This is a genomic window from Mycobacterium sp. 1245111.1, from assembly GCF_001673405.1.
GTDB lineage: Bacteria > Actinomycetota > Actinomycetes > Mycobacteriales > Mycobacteriaceae > Mycobacterium.
In genome coordinates this window covers 1-21186 of sequence record NZ_LZLV01000143.1, presented here as the reverse complement: position 1 = coordinate 21186, position 21186 = coordinate 1, and the positions used below count along the sequence as shown (strand labels likewise).

Genomic DNA, 21186 nt, shown 5'->3' with positions numbered 1-21186 from the left:
AAATCTCGGCGCACCGGGAACAAGTATGTACACCGACCGGTTTACTAGAGTTGAACCAAGTTCTCCCACTTTTAGGAGCGAAACGCATGTCCACCGTCCTCGTCACCGGAGCCGGCCGCGGGATCGGCCGCGCCATCACCGAAGAGTTCATCCGGCGCGGCCACCGCGTCATCGGCACGGCCCGCAACACCGATTCACTCAAGGGTCTTGACCTCGCACAACGGCTGGCCCTCGACGTCACCGACGACGCCAGCGTGCGCGCGGCATTCGAGTCCGCCGGCGAGGTCGACATCGTCGTCATCAACCCCGCGGAGATCTTCTACTCCGCCGTTGAGGCGATCCCGCTGGGTGAGTTGCAGCGCCTCTTCGACCTCAACACCGTCGGCGCGCTTCGCGTCGCGCAAGCCGCGTTGCCGGGGATGCGTGCTCGCGGCGACGGCAAGCTGCTGTTCATGTCGAGTGTCGTCGGACGGGTCTCGCTGCCCAACGGAGCTGCGTACGCGGCGACCAAGTGGGCGCTCGAGGCGCTCGTCGAGGCCTTGGCGATCGAGGTGGCGCCGTTCGGCGTCCAGCCGGTGCTCCTCGAACCGGGCGCGGTGAGCTCGGGGGCACTCGACGACGTGACGGCCTTCACTCTTCCCGACGACCCCTACACCGGGGTGGCGGGCGACGACGACTTGCGTAGCGCGATGATCACACCCGAGCAGGCCGCGATCGAGATCGCCGACGCCGCGGAGAAACCACAACTGCCGCTGCGCATTCCGATCGGCGACCCGGCCCGTGCGGTGCTGGCAGCGCGCCACGCCGCGCCGGACGACGTCCCGTTCGCGCCGACGGCCGCCTAGGGCCGCATCTCGTAGGCGCCGTCGTAGGCCTTCACCTGCTCCCACACCCGGTCGAACCGGCGGGAGTCGGTGACGGGTCGGCGCACGACCGCCAGCGCCCAATCCTGTTGCGCTGGCTTGGCACTCGACTTTCCGTGTAGGGCAACCGCGTATTGGGAGAAGTCGCGGATCTGGACCTCGAAAATCTGGTCGACCAAGTCGGCGTCGAGCCCGATCAGGTCCGCTTGTTCGAGGATCAGTTGGCCGTAGACGACCAGCGCGAAGAGGTGGCCGACGACGAGCAGGAAGTCGAGGTCCTTCATCTGCTCGGGGTCCGGTGCGGCGGTCAGCAGCAACTCTTTGAGCGCACGCGCCTGCTCGTAGAACATCCCGACATTGGGGATCTTCGAGTGGCGCTCGTAAACCTTTGTCCAGTCGGCGAATTGCACCTTCGATGCACCGCGAGCCGGGCCCTGCGACCAGAAGAACACGTCGTCAGCCGGGTCGTTGCGGGTGCCGATCTCCGGATATTCGGCGGGGTTGAGCATGTAGTTCGGCATGAACTTCAGGATCTGTGCGACGTTGACGTGCACGGTGCCCTCGAGTCGCGGGAGCGCGCCGATCAGCCGGGCCACTTCGCAAAAGTAGGTGTTCTTCTCGAAACCCTTGGCGGCCAACACATCCCACAAAAGCGTGACCACGGTTTCGCCTTCGGAAGTCACCTTCGACTTGGTCACCGGGTTGAACAGCAGGTAGCGACGGTCATCGAGGCTGGCGCTGCGGAAGTAGTCGATCGCGCGGTCGCTGAACAGTTTCATCGCGATAATTCGCGCGTAAGCCTCGACGAAGCTGGCCCGCACATGTGGGAAGTCGGTGACCGGATTGCCGTATAGGATGCGGTTGTTGGCGTGGGTGATCGCCTCGTAGAAAGCGTGCTCGCACATGCCGATCGAGCCGGAGCACAAGTTGAACTTGCCCACGTTGACGGTGTTCAACGCGGCCGAGAAGGCTTCCGGGCCGGTGCAGAGGATGTCTTCTTCGTGCACCGGGTAGTCGTTGAGCCGGAAGTTGCTGACGAACATCTGACCGTGCACGACGTTGCCGATCAGTTCGTAGTTCTCGTGCGCGCTGTCGGCGACGAACCACACGTAGCCGTCGGCGCCGTCGATGTCGGTGCGGCGGGAGAACACCGACACCATGCCCGCGACGTTGCCGTTGCCGATGTAGTACTTCTCCCCCGACGCCCGGAAGACGGGCCCTTCTGGACCCTCGTCTCTATCTCTGGCCGGCGTCAGCAGCAGGTCGGTGTTGTAGATGTCGGCGCCGTGTTCGCGTTCGGACAGCGCGAACGCCATCACACCGCCGGCCTCGAGCTGCGCGGCGGCTTTCTCCTTGGCCTTGATGTTGTCGCTCTGCCAGATCGGCCCGAGGCCCAAAATCGTGACCTGCTCGGCGTACCAGTAGGACAGGCCGTAGAAGCCGAAGATCTCACTCAGCGCGGCGTTGCGGGAGGTGTCCCAGCGCTTGTTCGGGTCGCCGCCGCCGTACTCCGAGGGGGTGAGGAAGGTTGCGAAGATCTTTTCCTGCTTGATGAAGTCGAGGAAGTCCGATACCCAGGTCGCCTCGAGGTCGTCGCGCAGCAGCCTGACCTTGCCGCGGCCCTCGAACCAGTCGATCACCGCGCGTAGCTGGCGGCGCGTTTCCGGATCGAAGTGCGTCGGGTCATAGGTATTCGGATCGAAAAGCAGTCCCATGGCCGTCGAATCTAGCTTCGCCGATCTCGAGAAGCTAACGATTCGGTGATCGCCCGGCGTGGGTGCGGGATCTGTGCCGTCACCCGTGGTGTCGTCGGCGTATGTCCTTTTACCTGCCTGGCACCCGGCGTATTGCCGCCGCCGCGGCGGCGTGCTGGACGCTGCTCGCGCTCGGCACACCGCTGGCGGCCGCCGATCCGACCACCGACGCTCTGGGCTTCGTCGACTCCCCCGCCCGATGCGCATCACCTAACACCGCGGTCGCGTTCGGCAGCACGGCGAACTCGCGCGTGGCGATCTGCAAGAGCCCGGCCGGCCAGTACGGCTACCACGGCGTGCGGATCAGCGACGGCGCCAAACTGGTCGCGGCGGCCACCCAGGCCTCCGACGGTAGCTTCGTCGCCAAGCAGGACGGCGTCACCTACACCGTGACGTCGAGCGCACTGGTGGTCAGCGACGCCAGCGGGGTGATCCGCCGCGAGCCGATGACCTCGTTCCACGGGCCGAAGACCGCGACGTCGGCCGGCGCGCCGCAGACCCCGGCCGCAACGCCCCAGGCACCCGCCGCTGCGCCGACCTCGACGGCGCCCAGCACGACGGCGCCGCTGCCCCCGCCGCTACCGGCCGAAGTCGGCGGCGGGAAGCATTAGCTAATTCGCTTGCGCGGCAGCCGAATCGACTGGCTCTTGACCGCCACGCACGCGAGGTGCCACGATGACACGTGATTATTGGGCGATCGCTCAAATGGTGCGGGCGCCTGAACATGCCAACAGTAGTGAGGCAACTCAGACCGTGACCGCATCCGCACGACCCAAGGCACGCGACACTACGACGCGCGACATGCTGATCGCCGCGACGAGTCAGGTCATGGTCGAGGAGGGTTACGCCGCGGCCACCTCACGCCGGGTCGCCGCGCAGGCGGGTGTCAAACCGGCGCTCGTGCATTACTACTTCCCCACCATGGACGATCTGTACTCGGCGGTCTTTCGCATCGGCGCGAAGACCTACCTGGATCGGCAACAGAAGGCGCTGGCCTCTGATCGGCCGCTGCACGCGTTCTGGGAGACGCTCACCGCACCCAAGGACACCCGGTTACTGCTGGAGTTCATGGGACTTGCCAACCACCGCAAGGAGATTCGCGCGGAGATCGCGGCGTGGACGGAACGCTGGCGCGAACAGCAGATCACCGCGCTGAATTTCGTTGTCCGCGAGCACGATCTGGACCCCGACGATTTCCCGCCGGCTGCTCTGGCGGTCATCATCGCCGCGATCGGGCGGACGCTGATCCTGGAGGAAGGCCTGGGCACCGCGGGCGGTCATGACGAGGCGGTCGCCTTGGTGAATCGTTTTCTGGACAAGTTCGAGATGCCGCGGCCGAAAGCACGTCGCAGCTAGGGCACGACGATCCGCAGCTTCTCCCAACCCCGAACCGTGGACGTCGACGCGAGCTGCGCTGTGCCGTAATCGATGTCCCATTCGGGCCAACGGTTGAGGATCTCATCCAGCGCGACGCGGCCCTCCAGCCTGGCGAGGTTGGCACCCAGGCAGTAGTGCACGCCTTTGCCGAAGGTGATGTGCGAGATGTTGTCGCGGTGGATGTTGAAGGCGTCGGGATCGGCGTAGCGGCGGGGGTCGCGGTTGGCGGCGCCGAACAACAGCAGCATCGCGCTACCGGCCGGGACGGTGGTGCCGTAGAGCTCGAAATCCTGTGCCATCCAACGTGCTACGTGCGGGCCCGTCGGCTCGAAGCGCAGCGTCTCGTCGACGGCCCGGTTCAGCAGCGACCGGTCCCGCTCGATCTCCCGGCGCTGGTCGGGATGCTCGGCGAGCACCTTGGCCAGCCAGCCGATCAGCCGGCCCGTCGTCTCGTTGCCGGCGCCCGCGACCACCTGGGTGTAGTGCAGCACCTCTTTGCGGGTCAGCTTCCGGTGCACGCCCTCCTCGTCGTCGAACTCGACGTTGAGCAGCGTGGTCATCAGGTCGTCGGACGGGTTCTTCGACCGCCACTCGACGTAGTCGGCGTAGATCCGGCCGTCGGCGATCGAGTCGGCATCGGCGACCTTCAGCGGCGCACCGGGCTTGGTGCGCAGGTTGGCGTCGTTGGCGTCGCGGACCGAGATCTGCTCCGATTCAGGGATTCCCAGCAGCATGCCGATCACCCGCATCGGCATCATCGACGCGAGTTCGGCGATGATGTCGAATCCGCCCGACCCGACCAGCGGGTCCAGGCAGCCCGCGCAGTAGGCCCGAATCTGGTCTTCGATCTCGGCCATCCGGCGCGGGGTGAACACCCGTGACATCAGCCCGCGCAGGATCGTGTGCTCGGGCGGGTCCTGAAACATCATGACCCCGCGGGGCATGTCGAATTTCGACTTGACCAGTTCGAGGATGTCGCTGCGCCGGTTGGAGAAGACCTCCCAGTTCGACAGGCCCTTCTCGACGTCGGAATGCCTTGAGATGGCCCAGAAGTCGTACTGCTCGTTGTAGTAGAGCGGAGCCTCGTCACGCAACCGTGCATAGGTCGGGTACGGGTCGGTGTTGATGCCGACGTCGTAGGGGTCGTAGTAGACGTCCGTGTCGTTGGCGAGTGTCATCGATACTTCCTTTTTGTGCGATTTGGGCGATCGCCCAATACAGCTCGCACGCCATGTCTAGCAGCCCTGAACGGAGCCCGTCAAGGGCCGGTGACGCTGCGAATAGATGCACGCCAACGGGGTATGCGTGGCAAAGTGGCAGGACACCCTGCCGGCCCGATTAACCTGTAGTCAGGCGTCAGTCCAACGAAATGCGGGGCACACCATGAACACCATCGGGAAAGCTTCGGCAACCGCCGCCGCCGCGGTTGCTCTGCTGGCCGGAACGTGGAGCGACGGAATCGCGCGAGCCACCGACCCGAACTACTTCTACAACAGCGACAACACCATGCAGGTGAGTTACGGCGAAGGCGGCGGGGCCATCTTCGCGACGATCACCGACCTTCGGAACCCGCCGGGCGCGATCGAGGTCTGCCAGTACCACGCCGTGGGCGTCCAGGGCACCCCCGCGCTGCCCTACATCCGCCAGACGACGCTCACCGGGCCGAATCCCTCCCCGCCGATCACGATTATCTTCCAGCAACTCGGCGGACACTACGCCGTCGACGTGAGTTGCCAGGGCACCGGCAACTCGGCGGCCTTCTCGCCCGTCATTTACTGATCCAAGAACCGCCGACACGAGCTGTCGAAGTTGCCACACAACGTCTGACCAGCCGTTAAAGTGCTGCTGGTGAGCACGAGCCGGTCCACAAGCGGGCGGGGCCGCTGGTTGGCATTCGGGGCGACCATCGCCATTGCCGCCGGCATGTTCTATGCCCAGAGCACCGAGACGCCGTGTTGCGACCGGAAGCCGCCGACCGCGGCGCCCAGCGCCAGCCCGGTGGCACTTCAGCAACCGTCGCCCACTGCGCCGCCACCCCCGGCCCCGCCGCTGCGGCTGGCCAGCCCCGCCGAGTTGAAATCGTTGACCGCCGATGCGCCCACCACTGCTCAGAATTTCACGTTCGCCTTGCCGGTCGGCGTCGCGCCCGAGAATGGCCTGCAGGTCAAGACCATCTGGGCGGCGCGTGCCATCAGCTTGCTGTTTCCGCAGATCACCACCATCGGCGGGTACCGCCAGGACGCTTTGCGGTGGCACCCGAGCGGTTTGGCGATCGACGTGATGATCCCGAACCCACATTCGCCCGAGGGCATCGAGCTCGGCGACCAGATCGCGGGATATGCGCTCGCCAACGCCAAGCGGTGGGGCATCGACCACGTGATCTGGCGGCAGAAGATCTACCCCGGTGTCGGCAAGGCGAGCTGGACCGCGAACATGGGCAATGAAACCGCCAACCACTACGACCACGTGCACATCGCCACCAATGGCGGCGGTTACCCGACGGGACATGAGACCTACTCGATCGGCTCGATGACGCCGACGCCGCCGGCCTGATCGGACGCCGAGGCGCGATCGCGCGGGTCGGTAGACTGGCGCCACCCCGAGAACGATGGAGAAACATGACACGACCGGTATTGCGCGCCTTCCCTGTGGCCGCTTTCGGCATCCCGGTGGCGGCGATGATCCTGGCCGCGCCCTTGGCCCACGCCCAGACCGACATCGAGGACCACTGCAAGGCCCAAGGCGGTACGTACACCCAGAGCCAGGTGAGCGCCCACTTCGGGCAGGATGCGCAGTTGCAGGAAACCTGCACCATCGGCAACAAGAGCACGACCTGGACCAACGGGGTCCAAGGGCCGACCTACGGAGGCTGAGCCACCGGGACACCTTCGGTGGGACGAGTCGACGGGAAAGTCGCCCTGATCACGGGCGGAGCCCGCGGCATGGGCGCCGAACATGCGCGCCTGTTGCTCCGCGAAGGCGCCAAAGTCGTCATCGGCGATGTCCTCGACGACGAAGGCTCCTCTGTCGCAACAGAACTCGGTGACGACGCGCACTACCTGCATCTCGACGTCACGCAACCCGACCAGTGGGCGTCGGCGGTTGCCGAAACCTCACGCCGGTTCGGGCGCCTCAACGTCCTGGTGAACAACGCTGGCGTATCGGGCCGGAAAACGGTGCGCAAGTTCGAGCTCGACCGCTGGCGCCACACCCTGGACGTCAATTTGACCGGCACATTTCTGGGCACTCAGGCCGTGGTCGACGAGATGATCAAGGCCGGCGGGGGCTCGATCATCAACATCTCGTCGATCGAGGGGCTGCGCGGTGCACCCTTCGCGCATGCCTATGTCGCTTCGAAATGGGCGGTGCGTGGCCTGACCAAATCCACGGCTCTTGAGCTGGGGCGCTACAACATCAGGGTTAACTCGGTGCATCCAGGGCTGGTACGGACGCCCATGACCGCCCACTTTCCCGACGACATCGTCCGCTCCGCTCTCGGCCGGCCCGCCGAGCCGATCGAGGTGTCCAACTTCGTGCTGTTCCTGGCCAGCGACGAATCCTCGTATTCGACAGGCGCGGAGTTCGTGGTCGACGGCGGCGTCACCGCCGACACCCCCAGGAAAGACCTGCAATAGCCGCGGGAGCGCTCCGGATGCGAAACGCGGCCCGACGTGCGTGAATAATTCCGTGCCCGACAAGACTAGCGATGACATCTTCAAACTCGCGCGGGACGAACACATCGAGTACGTCGACGTCCGATTCTGCGACCTGCCGGGCACCATGCAGCACTTCACAATTCCGATCTATGCCTTCGACGAGAACGTGTTCGAGGAGGGGCTGGCGTTCGACGGCTCGTCGATTCGCGGATTCCAGTCGATCCACGAATCGGACATGCTGCTGCTCCCCGATCCCGAAACGGCGACCATCGATCCGTTCCGCACCGCGCGAACCCTGATCGTGAATTTCTCCGTGCACGACCCGTTCACGCTCGAGTTGTATTCGCGCGACCCGCGCAACGTCGCCCGCAAGGCGGAGAACTATCTGATCAGCTCGGGCATCGCAGACACGGCCTATTTCGGTCCGGAAGCCGAGTTCTACATCTTCGACTCGGTCAGCTTCGACTCACGGACCAACGAATCGTTCTATAAGGTCGACGCTGCGTCCGGGTGGTGGAACACCGGAGCGGAGAACGAGCCCGACGGCAGGCCCAACCGGGGCTACAAGGTAAGGCCGAAGGGCGGGTACTTTCCAGTGGCCCCAGCCGATCATTACGTCGACCTCCGCGACGTCATGCTGACCCACCTGACCAATGCGGGCTTTCATCTGGAGAAGGGCCACCACGAAGTCGGCAGCGGCGGACAAGCCGAAATCAACTACAAATTCAACACGCTGCTGCACGCCGCCGACGACCATCAAATGTTCAAGTACATCGTCAAGCAAACCGCTTGGCAGGCAGGCAAATCCGTCACGTTCATGCCCAAGCCGCTCTTTGGCGACAACGGCTCCGGGATGCACTCGCACCAGTCGCTGTGGAAGGACGGGGCACCGCTTTTCTACGACGAAGACGGGTACGCCGGCCTGTCCGACATCGCGCGACACTACATCGGCGGGCTGCTGTATCACGCGCCGTCGCTGCTGGCGTTCACCAACCCGACGGTCAACTCCTACAAGCGCCTGGTCCCTGGCTACGAGGCACCGATCAATCTGGTTTACAGCCAACGCAATCGCTCAGCCTGTGTGCGCATCCCGATCACCGGAAACAACCCGAAGGCCAAACGACTGGAGTTCCGCTGCCCCGACGCATCGGGCAACCCGTATCTGTCGTTCGCGGCCATGATGATGGCGGGCTTGGACGGCATCAAGAACAAGATCGAGCCGCCTCCCCCGATCGACAAGGATCTCTACGAGCTGCCGCCGGAAGAGGCCGCCGACATTCCCCAGGCCCCCACTCAGCTGTCGGCTGTGATCGATCGCCTGGAGGAAGACCACGAATACCTCACCGAGGGAGGCGTTTTCACGCCCGACCTGATCGCGACCTGGATCAGCTACAAGCGCGACTACGAGCTTGCACCCTACAACCTCCGGCCGACCCCGTATGAGTTCGCGTTGTACTACGACGTGTAGACCGGTGAGGTGTCACGCGTGCCCGCGAAGCCGACGTCGTCACTGACATACGGATCGGTCAGATGACTGGGGCAATAGACCTCCGCCGATACGGCGATGAATCTGATCGCGGTTCGATGAACCCGCGCGGCCTCTGAGCGGAGCGCCGGGTTTTCGTCGAATATCCCGTTCATCTCTTCGTCGACCACGCTGTAGACCGAGGCGCCACCGTTGAGTTCCTTACAGATTTGATGGGCTCGGGCGACCAGAGACGGCAAGTTATCGATGAGCGGAACCTGATCTTGTTCGAGCAGCGCCACGAACTGATCCTGCTGATCCTGCGGGCTTGGGTCGGCGCTTGCCGCGCCAGCGCAAAAGATTGCGGCGGTCAGCACCACCGAGGCGCTGACCAGCGCGCCTGCAACCCTGGTGATGCCGGTGTGCACGGCAGTTAATTCAACCCGAGCGACGACAGGACGTCGATAGGAACCGGCCGTCACTCGACCGGTTCGGGCGCCCACCTCGGCAGTCGCACCTCAGGCCGCCGCGTGGAGCGGGCCGCCGCAAGCGCCAGCGCGCTCTCGCCGTTGATCGCGGTCAGCGGTGGTGGCTGGCCCTTGCGAAGAGTCGCGATCAGTTCGCGATAGGGGCCGATCAGGTACACGGTGTCACCGGCACGCAACTGCGAATTGCGGCGGGGACGCAGGCTCACCGCCCCTTCCGGCCGCGTGATCGCGATAACGCGGGTTTGCGTCGACATGTCGACCATCCGCAGCCCGTCGAGTTCGCTGCCTTCGGCCACCAGCATCGCGCCGACCATGAAGGAACGCTGGCCGACCCAGAACGTACCCAACACCTGCAATCCCATCGCGGCACCGATGAACCACGGCGCCGCCAAATCGACGATGGAGCGGACGTTCTCGAAGCCGAACTGATCGTGGACCGCGGCGCTGAGTGCTCGGCCCTGCACCCGCAGCACGATCGGCACCTTGGTGTCGGATCCCAAAATCTCCAGCAGAACGATGCCGGCCCGGATGTTCTCCATGTCGTCCTGCGTCACCACCGCCACTCCACGAGCGTGATCGACTCGTGCCGATTCGAGCGTTTGGCGCATGGTCGAGTCACCGAAGATCACCGGCACGTCGAGTTCGGCCAGGGTCGGCAGGAACCGGTTGTTCTCGTCTTGCTCGATGACCACCACGTCGTATCCGGCGGCGGTCAGATCGCTGACGACCCGGATCCCCGTCGAGCCCATCCCGACCACCACGACGTGGTCGCGCATCCGGCGCGCGCGCCGCAGCCCGGCGGCGTGGATGAACCGGCGCGACAGCAGCAGGTCGGCGACCAGTGCCACGAGGATGGCGGTGACAGTCACGCCGCCGTACATCAGAGCGATCGCGAACAGCCGAAGCAGAGCGGATTGCTGCGCAAAACTGAAGTCACCGAAGCCGACGCTCGAAATCGTCTCGGAGGTGAAGTAGAAGGCATCGAGCCAGCTCATCCGAGGGTTCATGTAGAAGAAGCGGACGATGGCCGTCGAGCCGACCATCAGTACCAGCGATCCCACCAGCGCCGGCAGAAGCATCGGGTTGACGTCGTGCCGGACGGCGCGTACACCGTCGATGATGTGCCGCAGTCTGGAATGGCTCAGGCGCGTCGCGGTCGAGGGCGGAACGGTGATGCCGCGGGCTTCGAGTTCGTCTTTCACACCGATCATCGACGTCCAGTCGCCGGCGTAGACCCGTTGGTCGCGACCAGGACACGCCACCACCTCTCCGGGCGTCGGTGAGTTCTTGGCATGGACCACAGCGACGGGCGCCAGGTCGCCGAAGATCTCACGTAGGGTCCCCTCCGTGCGGACTTCGGAGCCCCACACGACGAATTCGATTCCGGCGGTGTCGAACTGGTGCGCGTTGCGCGAAAGAACTGCCTCGACGACCGAGGGCGCAGCGAGTTTCGCGACGTTCAGGATCGCACCAGGCCCGCTGACCGCGGCAACCGCGTCACCTAACACGTTGTCGCCGATACGGGCCACGACACGTACGTTGGGGCTGTATCTGCGTGCCAACAGCGCAATCTCGAGATTCACCGCATCATTGGGGCCCGCACACACGACGGCGCGCGCCCGGTGCACACCGGCCCCGAGTAGATCGGCGGCGGAGTTGATCCTGATGATCCGGGCACCCGCGCCCCGCAGCTCGTCGATGATGGTGTTGGCCAATGGATCGTCACCACAGACGATGATCTCGCGGTGGAACTGAAAGACCTCGCCCATGTTCCGGCTACCACCTACGTCGACACCTGCGGTTCAGGCTTTCTACGACTATCGGGCAAGAAGCGGAATGTTGCCACTGGGCAACAGGTTTGACCCGCGTTTGTCACCCAGACGAAATAACCGAGGTGATTGAGTCGGCCTCGGCGTCGATGATTTCCGGGAGGCAGGTCGGTGGGGTGAGGTCGATGACGTTGTCAGTTTGTCCCAGGCTGCTGATCAACAGCGCGTGGCAGTTGTCAGCCCCGTCCTGATGCCGCGCACGAAGATAATTGCCGGATATGCGGTAGTCGACGTGTGCCGGCGCCACGTAGAGGGCCGCATTCGCCATCCAGCCCATCTGGCAATCCTCGAGGATGATTGGCATGTCACCAGGTATCTCGGCAAGCACGCGACGCAATTGTTCGACATTCATCTGCTGCTCACGCTCCTCAAACACACTCCACAGCAATCGATTCCAAACTCGTAATCGGCGCTCGAGAGCAAGCCTAAATACCGGTCGTTGAGAAGCCGCTGAGAAGGCGTTCTGATCGGCGAAGCATCACGCAGAATGGCAGCTGTGAAGGTGTCGGCGTTGCGCCGAATGGGGCGTGCACGACTGCGGTCCCTCAGGAGCCTGGGCATCTCGGCTCGCTCAGCCGCGGTGTCCGGGATCGTGGTGTTGTTGGCGTTCGCGTTCGCCGGCACCGCGTTGGACGTCATTCTCTATCGGTCGCTGTTGGTCGACGTCGATGATGCCACTGCGGCACGAGTGCACAGCATCGTCGATGCCATCCAGTCCAACTCGGCCGACGAACTCCAACGGGAGTTGTCGACCACCAACCACCACGTCGTCGCTACCCAGTTGATCGCACCCGACGGGAAGGTCGTCGAGCGGGCGGGATTGGCGCCCGAGACACCGATCATTCCCGTCAGTGAATTCGGCCCCGAGTTACGCCGCGGAATACCCGACGATGCGGTTCCCACGGACGACATGCGCCTCAGCGGCCAAAAGGTGGCCACCCCATCCGGTGAGTACACCGTGATTGTCGGAGGGGGTAGCGAGGAGGTGGAGGCGACCGCCCGAACTGTCGCATTGTTACTGGCGTGCGGTGCACCGGTGATCGTCGCGGTGGCAGCAGCCGCGAACTACTGGCTGGTTCGGCGGTCCTTGCAGTCGGTGGACGCGATCCGCGGCCAGGTCGCTGAAATCTCGAGCTCCGACTTGGCCGAGAGGGTCCCGGTGCCCGCGAGTCGCGACCAGATCTCTGCGCTCGCGGTCACGATGAACGAAATGCTGTCGCGCCTGGAAGCCGGACACCGAGCACAGCAGCGCTTCGTCGGCGACGCCTCGCATGAATTGCGCAGCCCGTTGGCTACGATCATCTCCGGATTGGAAGTCGCGCAAGCGCATCCCGAGTTGCTCGACGCCGAACTCGCTGTCAACACCTTGCTTCCCGAGGCGCAGCGGATGAGCACGCTGATCCAGGATCTTCTTGTCCTGGCGCGGGCCGACGAGCAAAGCCTGGTGCTGCGCAGAGAACCGGTTCAGCTGGGAGACATCGCCGAAGTCGAGGCGAGTCGGGTGCGCCGTAACGCCGAATGCATAGTTACGGAACATATTTCACCGGCGCAGCTGACCGGTGACCCGGCGGCGTTATCCCGAGTGATTCGTAACCTGGTGGATAACGCTGTGCGCCATGCCAAATCGCGCGTGGAGATTGAAACCGGTAGCCGCGAAGGGATCGCCACGATTTCGGTGAGCGACGACGGCCCGGGCATCGCGCCGGGCGAACGAAGCCGGGTCTTCGAACGGTTCGTTCGGTTGGATTCCGATCGCTCCCGCACCAGCGGGGGTAGCGGACTGGGTTTGGCGATTGTCGCCGAGCTGGTTGCCGCTCATAGTGGTACGGTCTCGATCCTCGACCGGCCCGGTGGCGGGACCACGGTGGCGGTGAAGCTTCCTCAGCACAGCATCCGGTAGCCGAGACCGCGGATGGTCTCAATGGTGTTGGTGCCGAAGGGAACGTCGATCTTGCGCCGGACGTAGCCGACGTACACCTCGACCACATTGTCCGGACCTTCGTAATCGGCACCCCATACGTTGCGGAGGATCTCGGCTCTGGTGACGACGGCGCCTTTGTGATGCATGAAATACTCCAGCACCCCATACTCGCGCGGCGTCAACTCAATTGGGGTCGAATCGCGCCGGACGGTCTGCCGGACCGGATCGATCGACAAGGAGCCGGCCGCCAGCACCGTCGGTTGTTGCAGCCGGTACCCGACACCGCGAATCGTCTCAATCGTGTTGGTGCCAAAGGGAACATCGATCTTGCGCCGCAGATACCCGACGTATACCTCGACCACGTTGTCCGGACCTTCGTAGTGGGCGTCCCACACGTTGCTGAGGATCTGAGCCTTGGTGACGACCGCGTCCTTATTGCGCATGAAGAATTCGAGCACCCCATATTCGCGCGGTGTCAACTCGATCGGGGTCGAGCCGCGCTGGACCGTGTGCCGGGTGGGATCTAGTGATAACGAGCCGACCGTCAGCACCACCGGCCGCTCGGGTGCGCCGCGACGGACCAGCGCCCGTAGTCGGGCCACCAGTACCCGGAACGAAAATGGTTTGGTCAGGTAGTCGTCTGCGCCGAGGTCGAAGGCGTCGATCTCGTCGTACTCGCCGTCCTTGGCGGTCAGCATGAGCACCGGCGTCCACACTCCGCGCGCGCGCATCCGGCGCAGCACCTCGTAACCGCTGTAACCGGGCAGCATGATGTCGAGAATCACCACGTCGAAGCTGTTCTCGGTGGCTTCGTGAAGGCCTTCGTCGCCCGTGTCGGCGGTGACGACGACGAAGCCCTCGGCCTTGAGTCCCATGGCCAGGGTGGCCGACAACCGCGTCTCGTCTTCGACGAGCAAAACCCTCATGTCGGCACGCTACGCGCTCGATGTTTTGCCTGGCCAGGATGACGGCCCGGGCGTTGCGGCAGCACGACGAGCAGAGCGACCATGATGCCGGCGATGACGAGCGAGGCCAGCGGCCGGCTGAGCGCCAAGCCACCGTCGGCAACCGGCTTGTCGATGAAGTCCCCGACCGTTGCCCCGAGCGGGCGGGTCAGGATGAAGGCGACCCAGAACAAGGCGACCCGCGAGATCCCCGTCCACCAATACAGCGCAACGACCACGCCCAGGGCAGCCAGGAAGATCAAGGCGCCCCGTTCGTAGCCGAATCCGCGCGTATCGGCCAGCCAATCGCCCAGCGCGGTGCCCAGGGTCTGCGACAGCGTGATCGTCACCCAGTAGAACGCCTCGATCTTCGGCGTCGACACGGTGCTCACCGCTACGGTCCCCTCCGACCATCGCCACAGGCCCAGGGCGACCAACAAGGAACTCAGAAGAAGAAGCGATCCGCCCGCGTACCCGATCCCCAGCGATCGGTCAGCAAAATCGGCCAACGTGGTGCCGAACGTCGTCGAGGCGACGATCGTCGCCCAGTAGAGCATCGCGTGAAACCGCGTAGCGAGAGTCTGCAGGACGACCAACGCCAGCAGCGCGAATCCGAACAGGGCGACACCAGCGGCGTAGCCCCAGTTCAGCGTCATCGTGACGGTGTCCCCGCCGGTCTCGCCGAGCGTCGTCGCCAGGATTTTGATGATCCAGAAGCCCAGAGTGACGGCAGGTACCTTGGCCAACGCGGAAGGGGTGGAACCGTCCATCGCGCAGTGATCCTCAGTCGGTAACGAACTGTCGGCACTATGAATACGGCAGCTCCGCTGAGAAATCGCTGAGATCGTTTAGCGGTGGGGGCGACGTCCCGTCACTTGATACCCAGCTGATTACATTCCAGGACGAACAGTTCGGTGGGCGGATCCGTTCCGTGCCGGTGCAGTTCCTGGCCCTCGCTGGTCGAATAGAAGTGGTCCTGCTGCACTTTGACACACCGCTGGAGCTTGTTTTGCCCGGAGTTGTACCAGTACCAGAGTAGGCCCAGGACGAGCACGGTCGTGGCAACGACCGGTAGGAAGATTCGTCTTCTCATGTCGGGGAGATCCTACGGCCTACGGCCGCACGGCAGAATCGCCCGTCCGGCGTGGACGCCGAAAGGGCTTGATGCAACTCGCTATACGCATCGACCAGCTGTTCGGTCGAGAAGCCGATATTCAAGCCACTGGGGTTGGGCAGCACCCACGCCCGCGTTCCGGCGAAGCCCGGCGGATACGGCCCCCAGGCAACGTCGGAGGTTCCGAGCATGCACGCCAATGCCCGCTTGCCGAGAAACGCGATCGCACGCGGCGCGTAGGCGCGCATCTTCGACTCGAATTCGGGCTGCGCGCTTCGGAATTCGACGGGTGAGACCTCGCTGGCCGATTTCGTCGGACGCCGGACGACCGCGGTCAGACCGCAGCCATAATCCAACAACCGGCGCTGGTCGGCAGGCTGTAGGCGAACATCGGTGAAGCCCGCGAGATGCAGGACCGGCCAGAAACGGTTGTTGCGATGTGAGAAGTGGTAGCCGTCTTTGACGGCGCTGGCGGCGTAATTCAGTCCGCAGAAGACGACATCGAGACCTTCGGTCAAGATGTCCGGTTCAAACTGCGCCACGCAATCCACAACAGGTGGCGGCGATGAAGTATTTCCACGGATCGTCGGGTCAGCCGCGAGGGCCCTGGTCGAGTAGCGAACTCATCTCGGCGAAGGACATTCCCGAGGTCACCGCCGCGATGTCACCGGCGGCCAGGGCGGTCGCCGCCTCCTGTAGAGCGGCCACGGCGTGCGTGTAAAGCGCGGAGCCGGTACTGATGCGCTTGACTCCCGCTGCGGACAGGTCGGCCACGGTCGGTCTCTCCGACATGGACCTCACCAGGAGGTTAACCGGTTTCGGGGCAACGGCTTTCACGATCGCTTCGACCGCGGGCATGTCGGGCGGATACGGGGCGTAGAGAACATCGGCGCCCGCCTCCGCGAACGCCGTCAGGCGTCGGATCGTGTCATCTAGATCGTTGCGGCCATAGAGGAAGTTGTCCGTGCGACCGGTCAGCACGATGCGGCCCTTACTCGCCTTGGCCGCCGCCGCGACCCGTGCGACGGCCTCGTCGAAGTCGCGGATCGGGTTGTCGGGGTCGCCGGACGTGTCCTCGATTCCGATGCCGGCCAACCCCGCATCGATGGCCGCGTTGACGGTGGCGGCGACGTCATCGGGCGTTTCTCCGTAGCCGTCCTCGAAATCGCCGTTCACCGGCAAGCCGGCGACCTCGATCAGCAGCCTGGCGTGCGCGAGATGCTCGTCGGCACTCACCGCGTGCCGCCCGTCATGGCGGCCCAACGTTGCCGCCAGCGCGGCCGAGGAGGTCGCCAGCGCGGCGAAGCCCGCGCGCTTGAAGATCAACGCCGACAACCCATCCCACGGGTTGGGCATCACGAAGGCCTCCGATTGCTGGTGCAGCGCCAGAAACTGCTCGTAGTGCTGAGCCTGGGTCATCGAAGCTCCTAGTCGGGATCGACTACTCGGGGTCGACGAAAACCGGTGGCTCGCCCGACATTCCGGCCACGACGGCGGCGAGCTGGTTGGGCTTGCCGATTAGCCCGGTCTGCAGCTCGGATTCGCGTTTGAGGGCGGCGGCGGTGTCGTCGCTGGCCCACGTCTCGTCGTAGAGGCGCTTGGCGGCCCGCACGGCGTCGGGAGACTTCTGCGCGATCTCCTCGGCGAGTGCGAGCGCCGACGCGAGCGGATCGTCGCTGTTTCGCGTGACCAATCCGAACGCCAAAGCCTCAGCGCCAGAGACGATTCGGCCGCTGAACGTCAGCTCCTTCGCGACGTCGATGGGGACAAGTCGGGGCAGCGTCTGCGTAATGCCCATGTCGGGAACGAGGCCCCACCTGACCTCCATGATCGACAGCTTCGCGTCCGGGGCCGCGATTCTGATGTCGGTCCCCAGCGCGATCTGCAGGCCGCCGCCGAAGCAGTTCCCGTGAATCGCGGCGATCACCGGCGCCGGCACCAGCGACCAGTCGTAGGCGACGCGCTGCGCGAAGTTGGCCAGCCGGTCGCCGTCGCGCTCGAGCAGCACGCCGGTGCTACCCTGACCGGACATGAAGCTCGCGATATCCAGGCCCGAGCAGAAGCTCTTCCCCTCGCCGTGCAGTACGACCGCGCGCACCGACACGTCGCCGGCTAGCTGCGCGGCCGCGTTCGTCAGGCCTTCGAACATCGCCTGGTCGAGCGCATTGTGCTTGTCGGTTCGCACCATCGTCACCGTCGCGACACCGGTGGCGCCGATCTTCACCTGGACTCTGTCGTCGGCCATGGTCGCGAACTTACCGCAGAGCATGAAAACGGCCCCCGGAGTGATCTGTTCGACGGCGTGCGCGCACCGCGGTCAGCCCGTTTTGGTTAATTTGAACGGGATCTCGATGACTAGGGGCATGTTGATGCCACATCCGCCGCTGGGGCCGACCGTCCTGTCCATGCCGGTGAAGGTCGCTATCGACGTAAAGCTCGGAGCACCTGACAGCTGGGGCGAAAAGTAGTACAGCTGGTCGCCGGGGGCGTCACCGCCGTCACGGCAATGCTCCCAGTGATCGAGATGGCGCCGCACGTACCACATCCCTGCGGCTTCGCACTTCACCGTGGCGCTCCAGCCTTGGCTGCTGTGCAGCGTGCCCGCACAGTCCGGAAAGTTATCGGTGCACGATGTGCTGACCGTCCACGTGCTGGCGAGTGGAGTCTCGTCATGGAACACGTCGTTGGTCTTGGCCCACACTCCGTCGGAGACCGCATTGAACGTTCCGTTCAGCGGTGGATCACAGAACGACGCACCGGCGCGCGGGGTCGTTACCCACGTCGCGGTCGCCGCGGCAGTGGCCGCAATTGCCACCGTTAGCCCACGTCGAGATATCGCGCGGTAGAGCCGAAATACCCTGTCTTTCACGTGTTTTGCCGCAACAGCATGTCTTTCCACGTTTTCACCACCGTTCCCGCTGCCAGGTCGGATCGCCGATATGTGTGGCCGTCCGGTGTCAGATATTTGCCACTGCCCGGGTCGTATTGAGCGAAGGCGAACGAGGGCTGGCGACCCGAATCGCCGGGCCGGAACTCGCTCGGCGCCGCGGGCGTGCTGGCGCCGGTAGCCGACGGTGGCGGCGGGCCGGGAGGGGCAGGGCGCTCGGGCGGTGCCGGCGCCCCGGGGGCCGGTGGGCCTGGCGGCGTCCCTTCGCGAGGGCCGAAGATGTGGCCGTCGGATGTCGCGCGATCATCGGGCGGCACGCCTTGCGCGAGCAGATTGGGGTCGAGGGGATAGGGGCCGTAGACGTGTTCCCGCATGGCAAGGGGCTCGTAGGGTCGGTCGCTGTCGCAGATTTCTACGGTCGGTGCTCGTTTGCCGGGCTTGGCCATACACGGATAGTTGCGGGCTCCGCGAACGGCTAGCGGGGAGTCTTGAGGCAGCTTGCAATACAGGTTTTTCGGTGTGTCCACGATGCTGGTATCCGCAGGCGATCGCCACTGATTAGGTGGAAGGTATCCGACGGTGCAGGCGGGCGGGTCGCCGATGTTGAGCGAGAAATCGCCTTGCCCGACACCGGTCGGATTATGGTCACCGGCTTCCGACAGCAGATTTGCCATAAACGGCGGGAACAGCACCAGTACCTGTTCGATGTCGGGGCGGTAGGTGACCAATACCTGGCCCAGCGAAGTCAGGTTCCCCAGCAGCACCGGCAGGGTGGGTTTGAGCTGTTCGAGCAGTCGAGAAGCCTCTTCGAGAGCACCGGGTCCGGTTCGCAGCACCGTTCGCAGCGCAGGGTCGTCGCTAACGAGTTGCCCCGTGACGCCGGCCAGGCTGTGCGCCCAGGTGTGCAGAGCGGCGGTGCTGTCGGCCAGTGCGTCCACGATGGGCGCACTGTCGCGAACCAGGTCGCGGCCGCGGTCTGCCACCCCGGCGAAGTCGGCGGACAGCTTCGCCGACGAATCCGCCAACGAACTCAGGTTGTAGCCAGCGCCGTTGAATGCCCGAAACGATTCATCCAGCAATTGGCCGAGCTTTTCCTTCGGGATGCTGTCAATCAGCGCGCTCGTCTGATTCAGCAGGGGTCCGACGTCCTGCGGGATGGTGGTGTCGGCCGCGGCGATGACCGAACCGTTGTGCAGGTAGGGCGGCGCGTCTTTGCGTGGCAACAGGTCGACGTACTGTTCACCGATCGCGGAGATACTGCGGACGTCGGCGTGCAGGTCGGCGGGGATTCTCGGCGAAGTACCAAGCGAGAGTGTGGCTTTGGCGCCGGTGTGGGTCAGGCGCACCGCGGTTACCTTGCCGACTTGTACGCCGCGGTAGGTGACATTCGAGAAGCGGTACAGGCCGCCGGTATCGGGTAGGTCGACGGTAACCGTGATGCGGCCGACTCCCAGCAACATGGGTGCTTTCAGGTACGTAAAGACCATCACGGTCAGACCGACGATCGAGGCGATGGTGAATAGGACCAACTGAATCCGCACGAGTCGGGTGAGCATCTAACGGCCACCTTCGTCCATGGGTGGAAATACCTCCGCCGTGGCCCCCGCACCAGCGGCCTCGGGTGGTTGCGAGGGCTGGGGCACTACCCAGGCTGGGGGCTGACTGAGCGGAAGGGGCACCGCCGGTATGGGCGGGCTGGTTTGCACCGGCCCGCCCGGCGTGAGCATCATCGGACCCGCCGGCGGCGGAGGCGGCGGGACTGTCGCCCCACTGGCAGGGACCGGCTGCACAGCGGCGTGAGGTGGGTTGTTGCTGTAGTACCAGTCGTAACCCGGGTCTCCCGGCGCCGGCACAAGCTGTGCGCCTTCGACGCCCCACCGGGTGCCTAAGAAGGCGGTCTTCCTCAGCCTGGGCACGGTGATGTCGCCGATGGCGAACAGGTTCATGTAGTCGCCTTTGAGGCCACGATCGATCAGGTTTTGGCCATACGGGAAGACTGTCGCAAAAACGAGGGCGTCGTCGATTCCTGGCCCAACATCTGCCAGAGCCTTCATCGTGGGCTGCAGGTTCTGCAGATCTCTGACCAGATCGGCCTTGGTGTGGTGGACCACCGCGGCGGTCGTTTCGGCGAATACTCGCAGCTTCTTCAGTGCAGTGACGATGGTCGGCTTTTCGGCGATGAGCACGTCGAGCGCCGGGGGTAGTTTGCGTAGCGCCTCCGTGATGACGTCGCGCTGGTCGGTCAACGTGGCGGTGAGCCGGCTGAACTGCTGGATGGACGTCACGATGTTGACGCGTTGGTCGTTGAGTACCTTGACGAATCGGTCGAGACGGGTGATCAGGTCGCGCACCGCGTCCTGGCGTCCCGCTAGCGCGGTGTTGAAGTTATGGATGATGTCGCCCGCCTGACCTAACCCCCCGACGTTGACGACCGCCGAAAGGGAGGCGAGAGTCTGCTCTGTCGACGCGTAGGTTGATGACTTGCTCAGTGGGATGGTGGCGCCGGTCTGCAGCGGTGCGGTCGGTGGCTGATCGGCGGGCGAATCCAATTCGAGATGCATCGAACCCAACAGGCTGGTTTGCCCGACAGTGGCTACCGCGTTGGCGGGTATGACGGTGCCGGGTTTGACGCGGATCTCGACGTCGGCGTGCCAGTTCTGAAATCGCATCTCGCCGACGCTGCCGACGATGACATCGTGAAGCATGACTGGCGAATTGGATTCCAGGGTGTCGACATTGGCGATTTCGACGTGGTAGACGTCGGCGTTCGAGCCGTTGGCGACAGCGCCGGGCAGCCGAAGCGAATTCAAGCCGTGAAATGAGCAGCCGGCGAGCACCGGTATCGCCATGATTGCCACACTGACCAGGCTGCGCGCCCGTCGCCCGGG

At 64.5% G+C, this 21186-nt stretch carries 23 protein-coding genes and 1 pseudogene; 9 read left to right on the top strand and 15 right to left on the bottom strand.

Features of this window, described 5'->3' with window-relative positions:
- Positions 1-86: 86 nt before the first annotated feature.
- On the top strand, positions 87-845 hold the full coding sequence (locus tag A5658_RS22815; RefSeq protein ID WP_067340496.1) for an SDR family NAD(P)-dependent oxidoreductase: 759 nt from the start codon (positions 87-89) through the stop codon (positions 843-845).
- Here the strand turns inward: A5658_RS22815 and A5658_RS22810 are convergent.
- Complete coding sequence (locus A5658_RS22810) at positions 842-2578, bottom strand: acyl-CoA dehydrogenase family protein (RefSeq protein WP_067340492.1); 1737 nt, start codon at positions 2576-2578, stop codon at positions 842-844. The two genes, A5658_RS22815 and A5658_RS22810, sit on opposite strands and share 4 nt — an antisense overlap.
- 101 nt (positions 2579-2679) lie before the next feature.
- On the opposite strand from A5658_RS22810, the gene A5658_RS22805 reads away from it, so the two are divergent.
- Complete coding sequence (locus tag A5658_RS22805; protein ID WP_067340489.1) at positions 2680-3228, top strand: hypothetical protein; 549 nt, start codon at positions 2680-2682, stop codon at positions 3226-3228.
- Positions 3229-3418: 190 nt separating this feature from the next.
- Positions 3419-3973, top strand: coding sequence for a TetR/AcrR family transcriptional regulator (locus A5658_RS22800; protein ID WP_067340759.1), 555 nt, complete (start codon positions 3419-3421; stop codon positions 3971-3973).
- Here A5658_RS22800 and A5658_RS22795 read toward each other — a convergent pair.
- A complete protein-coding gene (locus A5658_RS22795) occupies positions 3970-5172 on the bottom strand; it encodes a cytochrome P450 (RefSeq protein WP_067340486.1) in 1203 nt (400 codons plus the stop codon). The two genes, A5658_RS22800 and A5658_RS22795, sit on opposite strands and share 4 nt — an antisense overlap.
- A gap of 205 nt (positions 5173-5377) precedes the next feature.
- On the opposite strand from A5658_RS22795, the gene A5658_RS22790 reads away from it, so the two are divergent.
- The 5 genes from A5658_RS22790 to glnA all read left to right on the top strand — a co-directional run bounded on the left by A5658_RS22790 (position 5378) and on the right by glnA (position 9118).
- Complete coding sequence (locus A5658_RS22790; protein ID WP_067340482.1) at positions 5378-5773, top strand: hypothetical protein; 396 nt, start codon at positions 5378-5380, stop codon at positions 5771-5773.
- 69 nt (positions 5774-5842) lie between these two features.
- Positions 5843-6547, top strand: coding sequence for a glycoside hydrolase (locus tag A5658_RS22785; RefSeq protein WP_082993381.1), 705 nt, complete (start codon positions 5843-5845; stop codon positions 6545-6547).
- Between the two features lie 65 nt (positions 6548-6612).
- The gene (locus tag A5658_RS22780) at positions 6613-6867 is read left to right on the top strand and encodes a hypothetical protein (protein WP_067340476.1); all 255 of its coding nucleotides are present in this window, start codon (positions 6613-6615) and stop codon (positions 6865-6867) included.
- Positions 6868-6885: 18 nt separating this feature from the next.
- Positions 6886-7629, top strand: a complete 744-nt coding sequence (locus A5658_RS22775; RefSeq protein ID WP_067340473.1) for a glucose 1-dehydrogenase — start codon at positions 6886-6888, stop codon at positions 7627-7629.
- A 52-nt stretch (positions 7630-7681) separates the two neighbouring features.
- Positions 7682-9118 carry a type I glutamate--ammonia ligase gene (glnA, locus tag A5658_RS22770; RefSeq protein ID WP_067340470.1) on the top strand — a complete coding sequence of 479 codons (1437 nt, stop codon included), beginning with the start codon at positions 7682-7684 and terminating at the stop codon, positions 9116-9118.
- On the opposite strand, the gene A5658_RS22765 is transcribed toward glnA, so the two are convergent.
- From A5658_RS22765 to A5658_RS22755, 3 genes are all read right to left on the bottom strand, one after another.
- A complete protein-coding gene (locus A5658_RS22765) occupies positions 9106-9543 on the bottom strand; it encodes a DUF732 domain-containing protein (protein ID WP_067340467.1) in 438 nt (145 codons plus the stop codon). The two genes, glnA and A5658_RS22765, sit on opposite strands and share 13 nt — an antisense overlap.
- A 50-nt stretch (positions 9544-9593) precedes the next feature.
- Positions 9594-11372 (bottom strand): NAD-binding protein, encoded by a 1779-nt coding sequence (locus A5658_RS22760; protein ID WP_067340464.1) that lies wholly within the window; start codon positions 11370-11372, stop codon positions 9594-9596.
- A gap of 103 nt (positions 11373-11475) precedes the next feature.
- The gene (locus tag A5658_RS22755) at positions 11476-11784 is read right to left on the bottom strand and encodes a hypothetical protein (protein ID WP_156751611.1); all 309 of its coding nucleotides are present in this window, start codon (positions 11782-11784) and stop codon (positions 11476-11478) included.
- A 168-nt stretch (positions 11785-11952) separates the two neighbouring features.
- Between A5658_RS22755 and A5658_RS22750 the strand changes: the two genes are divergently transcribed.
- Positions 11953-13332: a cell wall metabolism sensor histidine kinase WalK gene (locus A5658_RS22750; protein ID WP_067340757.1), complete on the top strand. Its 1380-nt coding sequence runs from the start codon at positions 11953-11955 to the stop codon at positions 13330-13332.
- Here the strand turns inward: A5658_RS22750 and A5658_RS29005 are convergent.
- From A5658_RS29005 to A5658_RS22705, 10 genes and pseudogenes are all read right to left on the bottom strand, one after another.
- Positions 13314-13499: a helix-turn-helix domain-containing protein gene (locus A5658_RS29005; RefSeq protein WP_231997420.1), complete on the bottom strand. Its 186-nt coding sequence runs from the start codon at positions 13497-13499 to the stop codon at positions 13314-13316. The two genes, A5658_RS22750 and A5658_RS29005, sit on opposite strands and share 19 nt — an antisense overlap.
- A gap of 120 nt (positions 13500-13619) precedes the next feature.
- Positions 13620-14279: pseudogene (locus tag A5658_RS22745) on the bottom strand (response regulator transcription factor); the annotation flags it as partial.
- Positions 14276-15067, bottom strand: coding sequence for a hypothetical protein (locus A5658_RS22740; protein WP_067340456.1), 792 nt, complete (start codon positions 15065-15067; stop codon positions 14276-14278). The pseudogene A5658_RS22745 and the gene A5658_RS22740, both read right to left, overlap by 4 nt.
- 101 nt (positions 15068-15168) lie before the next feature.
- Positions 15169-15390: a hypothetical protein gene (locus A5658_RS22735; RefSeq protein ID WP_156751610.1), complete on the bottom strand. Its 222-nt coding sequence runs from the start codon at positions 15388-15390 to the stop codon at positions 15169-15171.
- Positions 15387-15953, bottom strand: a complete 567-nt coding sequence (mug, locus tag A5658_RS22730) for a G/U mismatch-specific DNA glycosylase (protein ID WP_067340753.1) — start codon at positions 15951-15953, stop codon at positions 15387-15389. The genes A5658_RS22735 and mug overlap by 4 nt, the downstream gene beginning before the upstream one ends.
- A gap of 49 nt (positions 15954-16002) precedes the next feature.
- Positions 16003-16830: an isocitrate lyase/phosphoenolpyruvate mutase family protein gene (locus tag A5658_RS22725; protein WP_067340448.1), complete on the bottom strand. Its 828-nt coding sequence runs from the start codon at positions 16828-16830 to the stop codon at positions 16003-16005.
- A 22-nt stretch (positions 16831-16852) separates the two neighbouring features.
- Positions 16853-17656, bottom strand: a complete 804-nt coding sequence (locus A5658_RS22720) for a crotonase/enoyl-CoA hydratase family protein (protein WP_067340748.1) — start codon at positions 17654-17656, stop codon at positions 16853-16855.
- Between the two features lie 72 nt (positions 17657-17728).
- Positions 17729-18226, bottom strand: coding sequence for a hypothetical protein (locus A5658_RS22715; RefSeq protein WP_082993371.1), 498 nt, complete (start codon positions 18224-18226; stop codon positions 17729-17731).
- A gap of 50 nt (positions 18227-18276) precedes the next feature.
- A complete protein-coding gene (locus A5658_RS22710) occupies positions 18277-19854 on the bottom strand; it encodes an MCE family protein (RefSeq protein WP_067340445.1) in 1578 nt (525 codons plus the stop codon).
- Positions 19855-21165 (bottom strand): MCE family protein, encoded by a 1311-nt coding sequence (locus tag A5658_RS22705; RefSeq protein ID WP_369830559.1) that lies wholly within the window; start codon positions 21163-21165, stop codon positions 19855-19857.
- Positions 21166-21186 lie beyond the last annotated feature (21 nt).

What these genes read in the sequence shown, in the direction of transcription:
- A5658_RS29005 (WP_231997420.1), bottom strand. Translation starts at nt 13,499, where the DNA reads ATGCATCACAAAGGCGCCGTCGTCACCAGAGCCGAGATCCTCCGCAAC.
- A5658_RS22740 (WP_067340456.1), bottom strand. Translation starts at nt 15,067, where the DNA reads ATGGACGGTTCCACCCCTTCCGCGTTGGCCAAGGTACCTGCCGTCACT.
- A5658_RS22815 (WP_067340496.1), top strand. Translation starts at nt 87, where the DNA reads ATGTCCACCGTCCTCGTCACCGGAGCCGGCCGCGGGATCGGCCGCGCC.
- A5658_RS22760 (WP_067340464.1), bottom strand. Translation starts at nt 11,372, where the DNA reads ATGGGCGAGGTCTTTCAGTTCCACCGCGAGATCATCGTCTGTGGTGAC.
- A5658_RS22790 (WP_067340482.1), top strand. Translation starts at nt 5,378, where the DNA reads ATGAACACCATCGGGAAAGCTTCGGCAACCGCCGCCGCCGCGGTTGCT.
- A5658_RS22755 (WP_156751611.1), bottom strand. Translation starts at nt 11,784, where the DNA reads ATGAATGTCGAACAATTGCGTCGCGTGCTTGCCGAGATACCTGGTGAC.
- A5658_RS22750 (WP_067340757.1), top strand. Translation starts at nt 11,953, where the DNA reads ATGGGGCGTGCACGACTGCGGTCCCTCAGGAGCCTGGGCATCTCGGCT.
- A5658_RS22800 (WP_067340759.1), top strand. Translation starts at nt 3,419, where the DNA reads ATGCTGATCGCCGCGACGAGTCAGGTCATGGTCGAGGAGGGTTACGCC.
- A5658_RS22810 (WP_067340492.1), bottom strand. Translation starts at nt 2,578, where the DNA reads ATGGGACTGCTTTTCGATCCGAATACCTATGACCCGACGCACTTCGAT.
- A5658_RS22720 (WP_067340748.1), bottom strand. Translation starts at nt 17,656, where the DNA reads ATGGCCGACGACAGAGTCCAGGTGAAGATCGGCGCCACCGGTGTCGCG.
- A5658_RS22795 (WP_067340486.1), bottom strand. Translation starts at nt 5,172, where the DNA reads ATGACACTCGCCAACGACACGGACGTCTACTACGACCCCTACGACGTC.
- A5658_RS22725 (WP_067340448.1), bottom strand. Translation starts at nt 16,830, where the DNA reads ATGACCCAGGCTCAGCACTACGAGCAGTTTCTGGCGCTGCACCAGCAA.
- A5658_RS22805 (WP_067340489.1), top strand. Translation starts at nt 2,680, where the DNA reads ATGTCCTTTTACCTGCCTGGCACCCGGCGTATTGCCGCCGCCGCGGCG.
- A5658_RS22710 (WP_067340445.1), bottom strand. Translation starts at nt 19,854, where the DNA reads ATGCTCACCCGACTCGTGCGGATTCAGTTGGTCCTATTCACCATCGCC.
- A5658_RS22735 (WP_156751610.1), bottom strand. Translation starts at nt 15,390, where the DNA reads ATGAGAAGACGAATCTTCCTACCGGTCGTTGCCACGACCGTGCTCGTC.
- A5658_RS22780 (WP_067340476.1), top strand. Translation starts at nt 6,613, where the DNA reads ATGACACGACCGGTATTGCGCGCCTTCCCTGTGGCCGCTTTCGGCATC.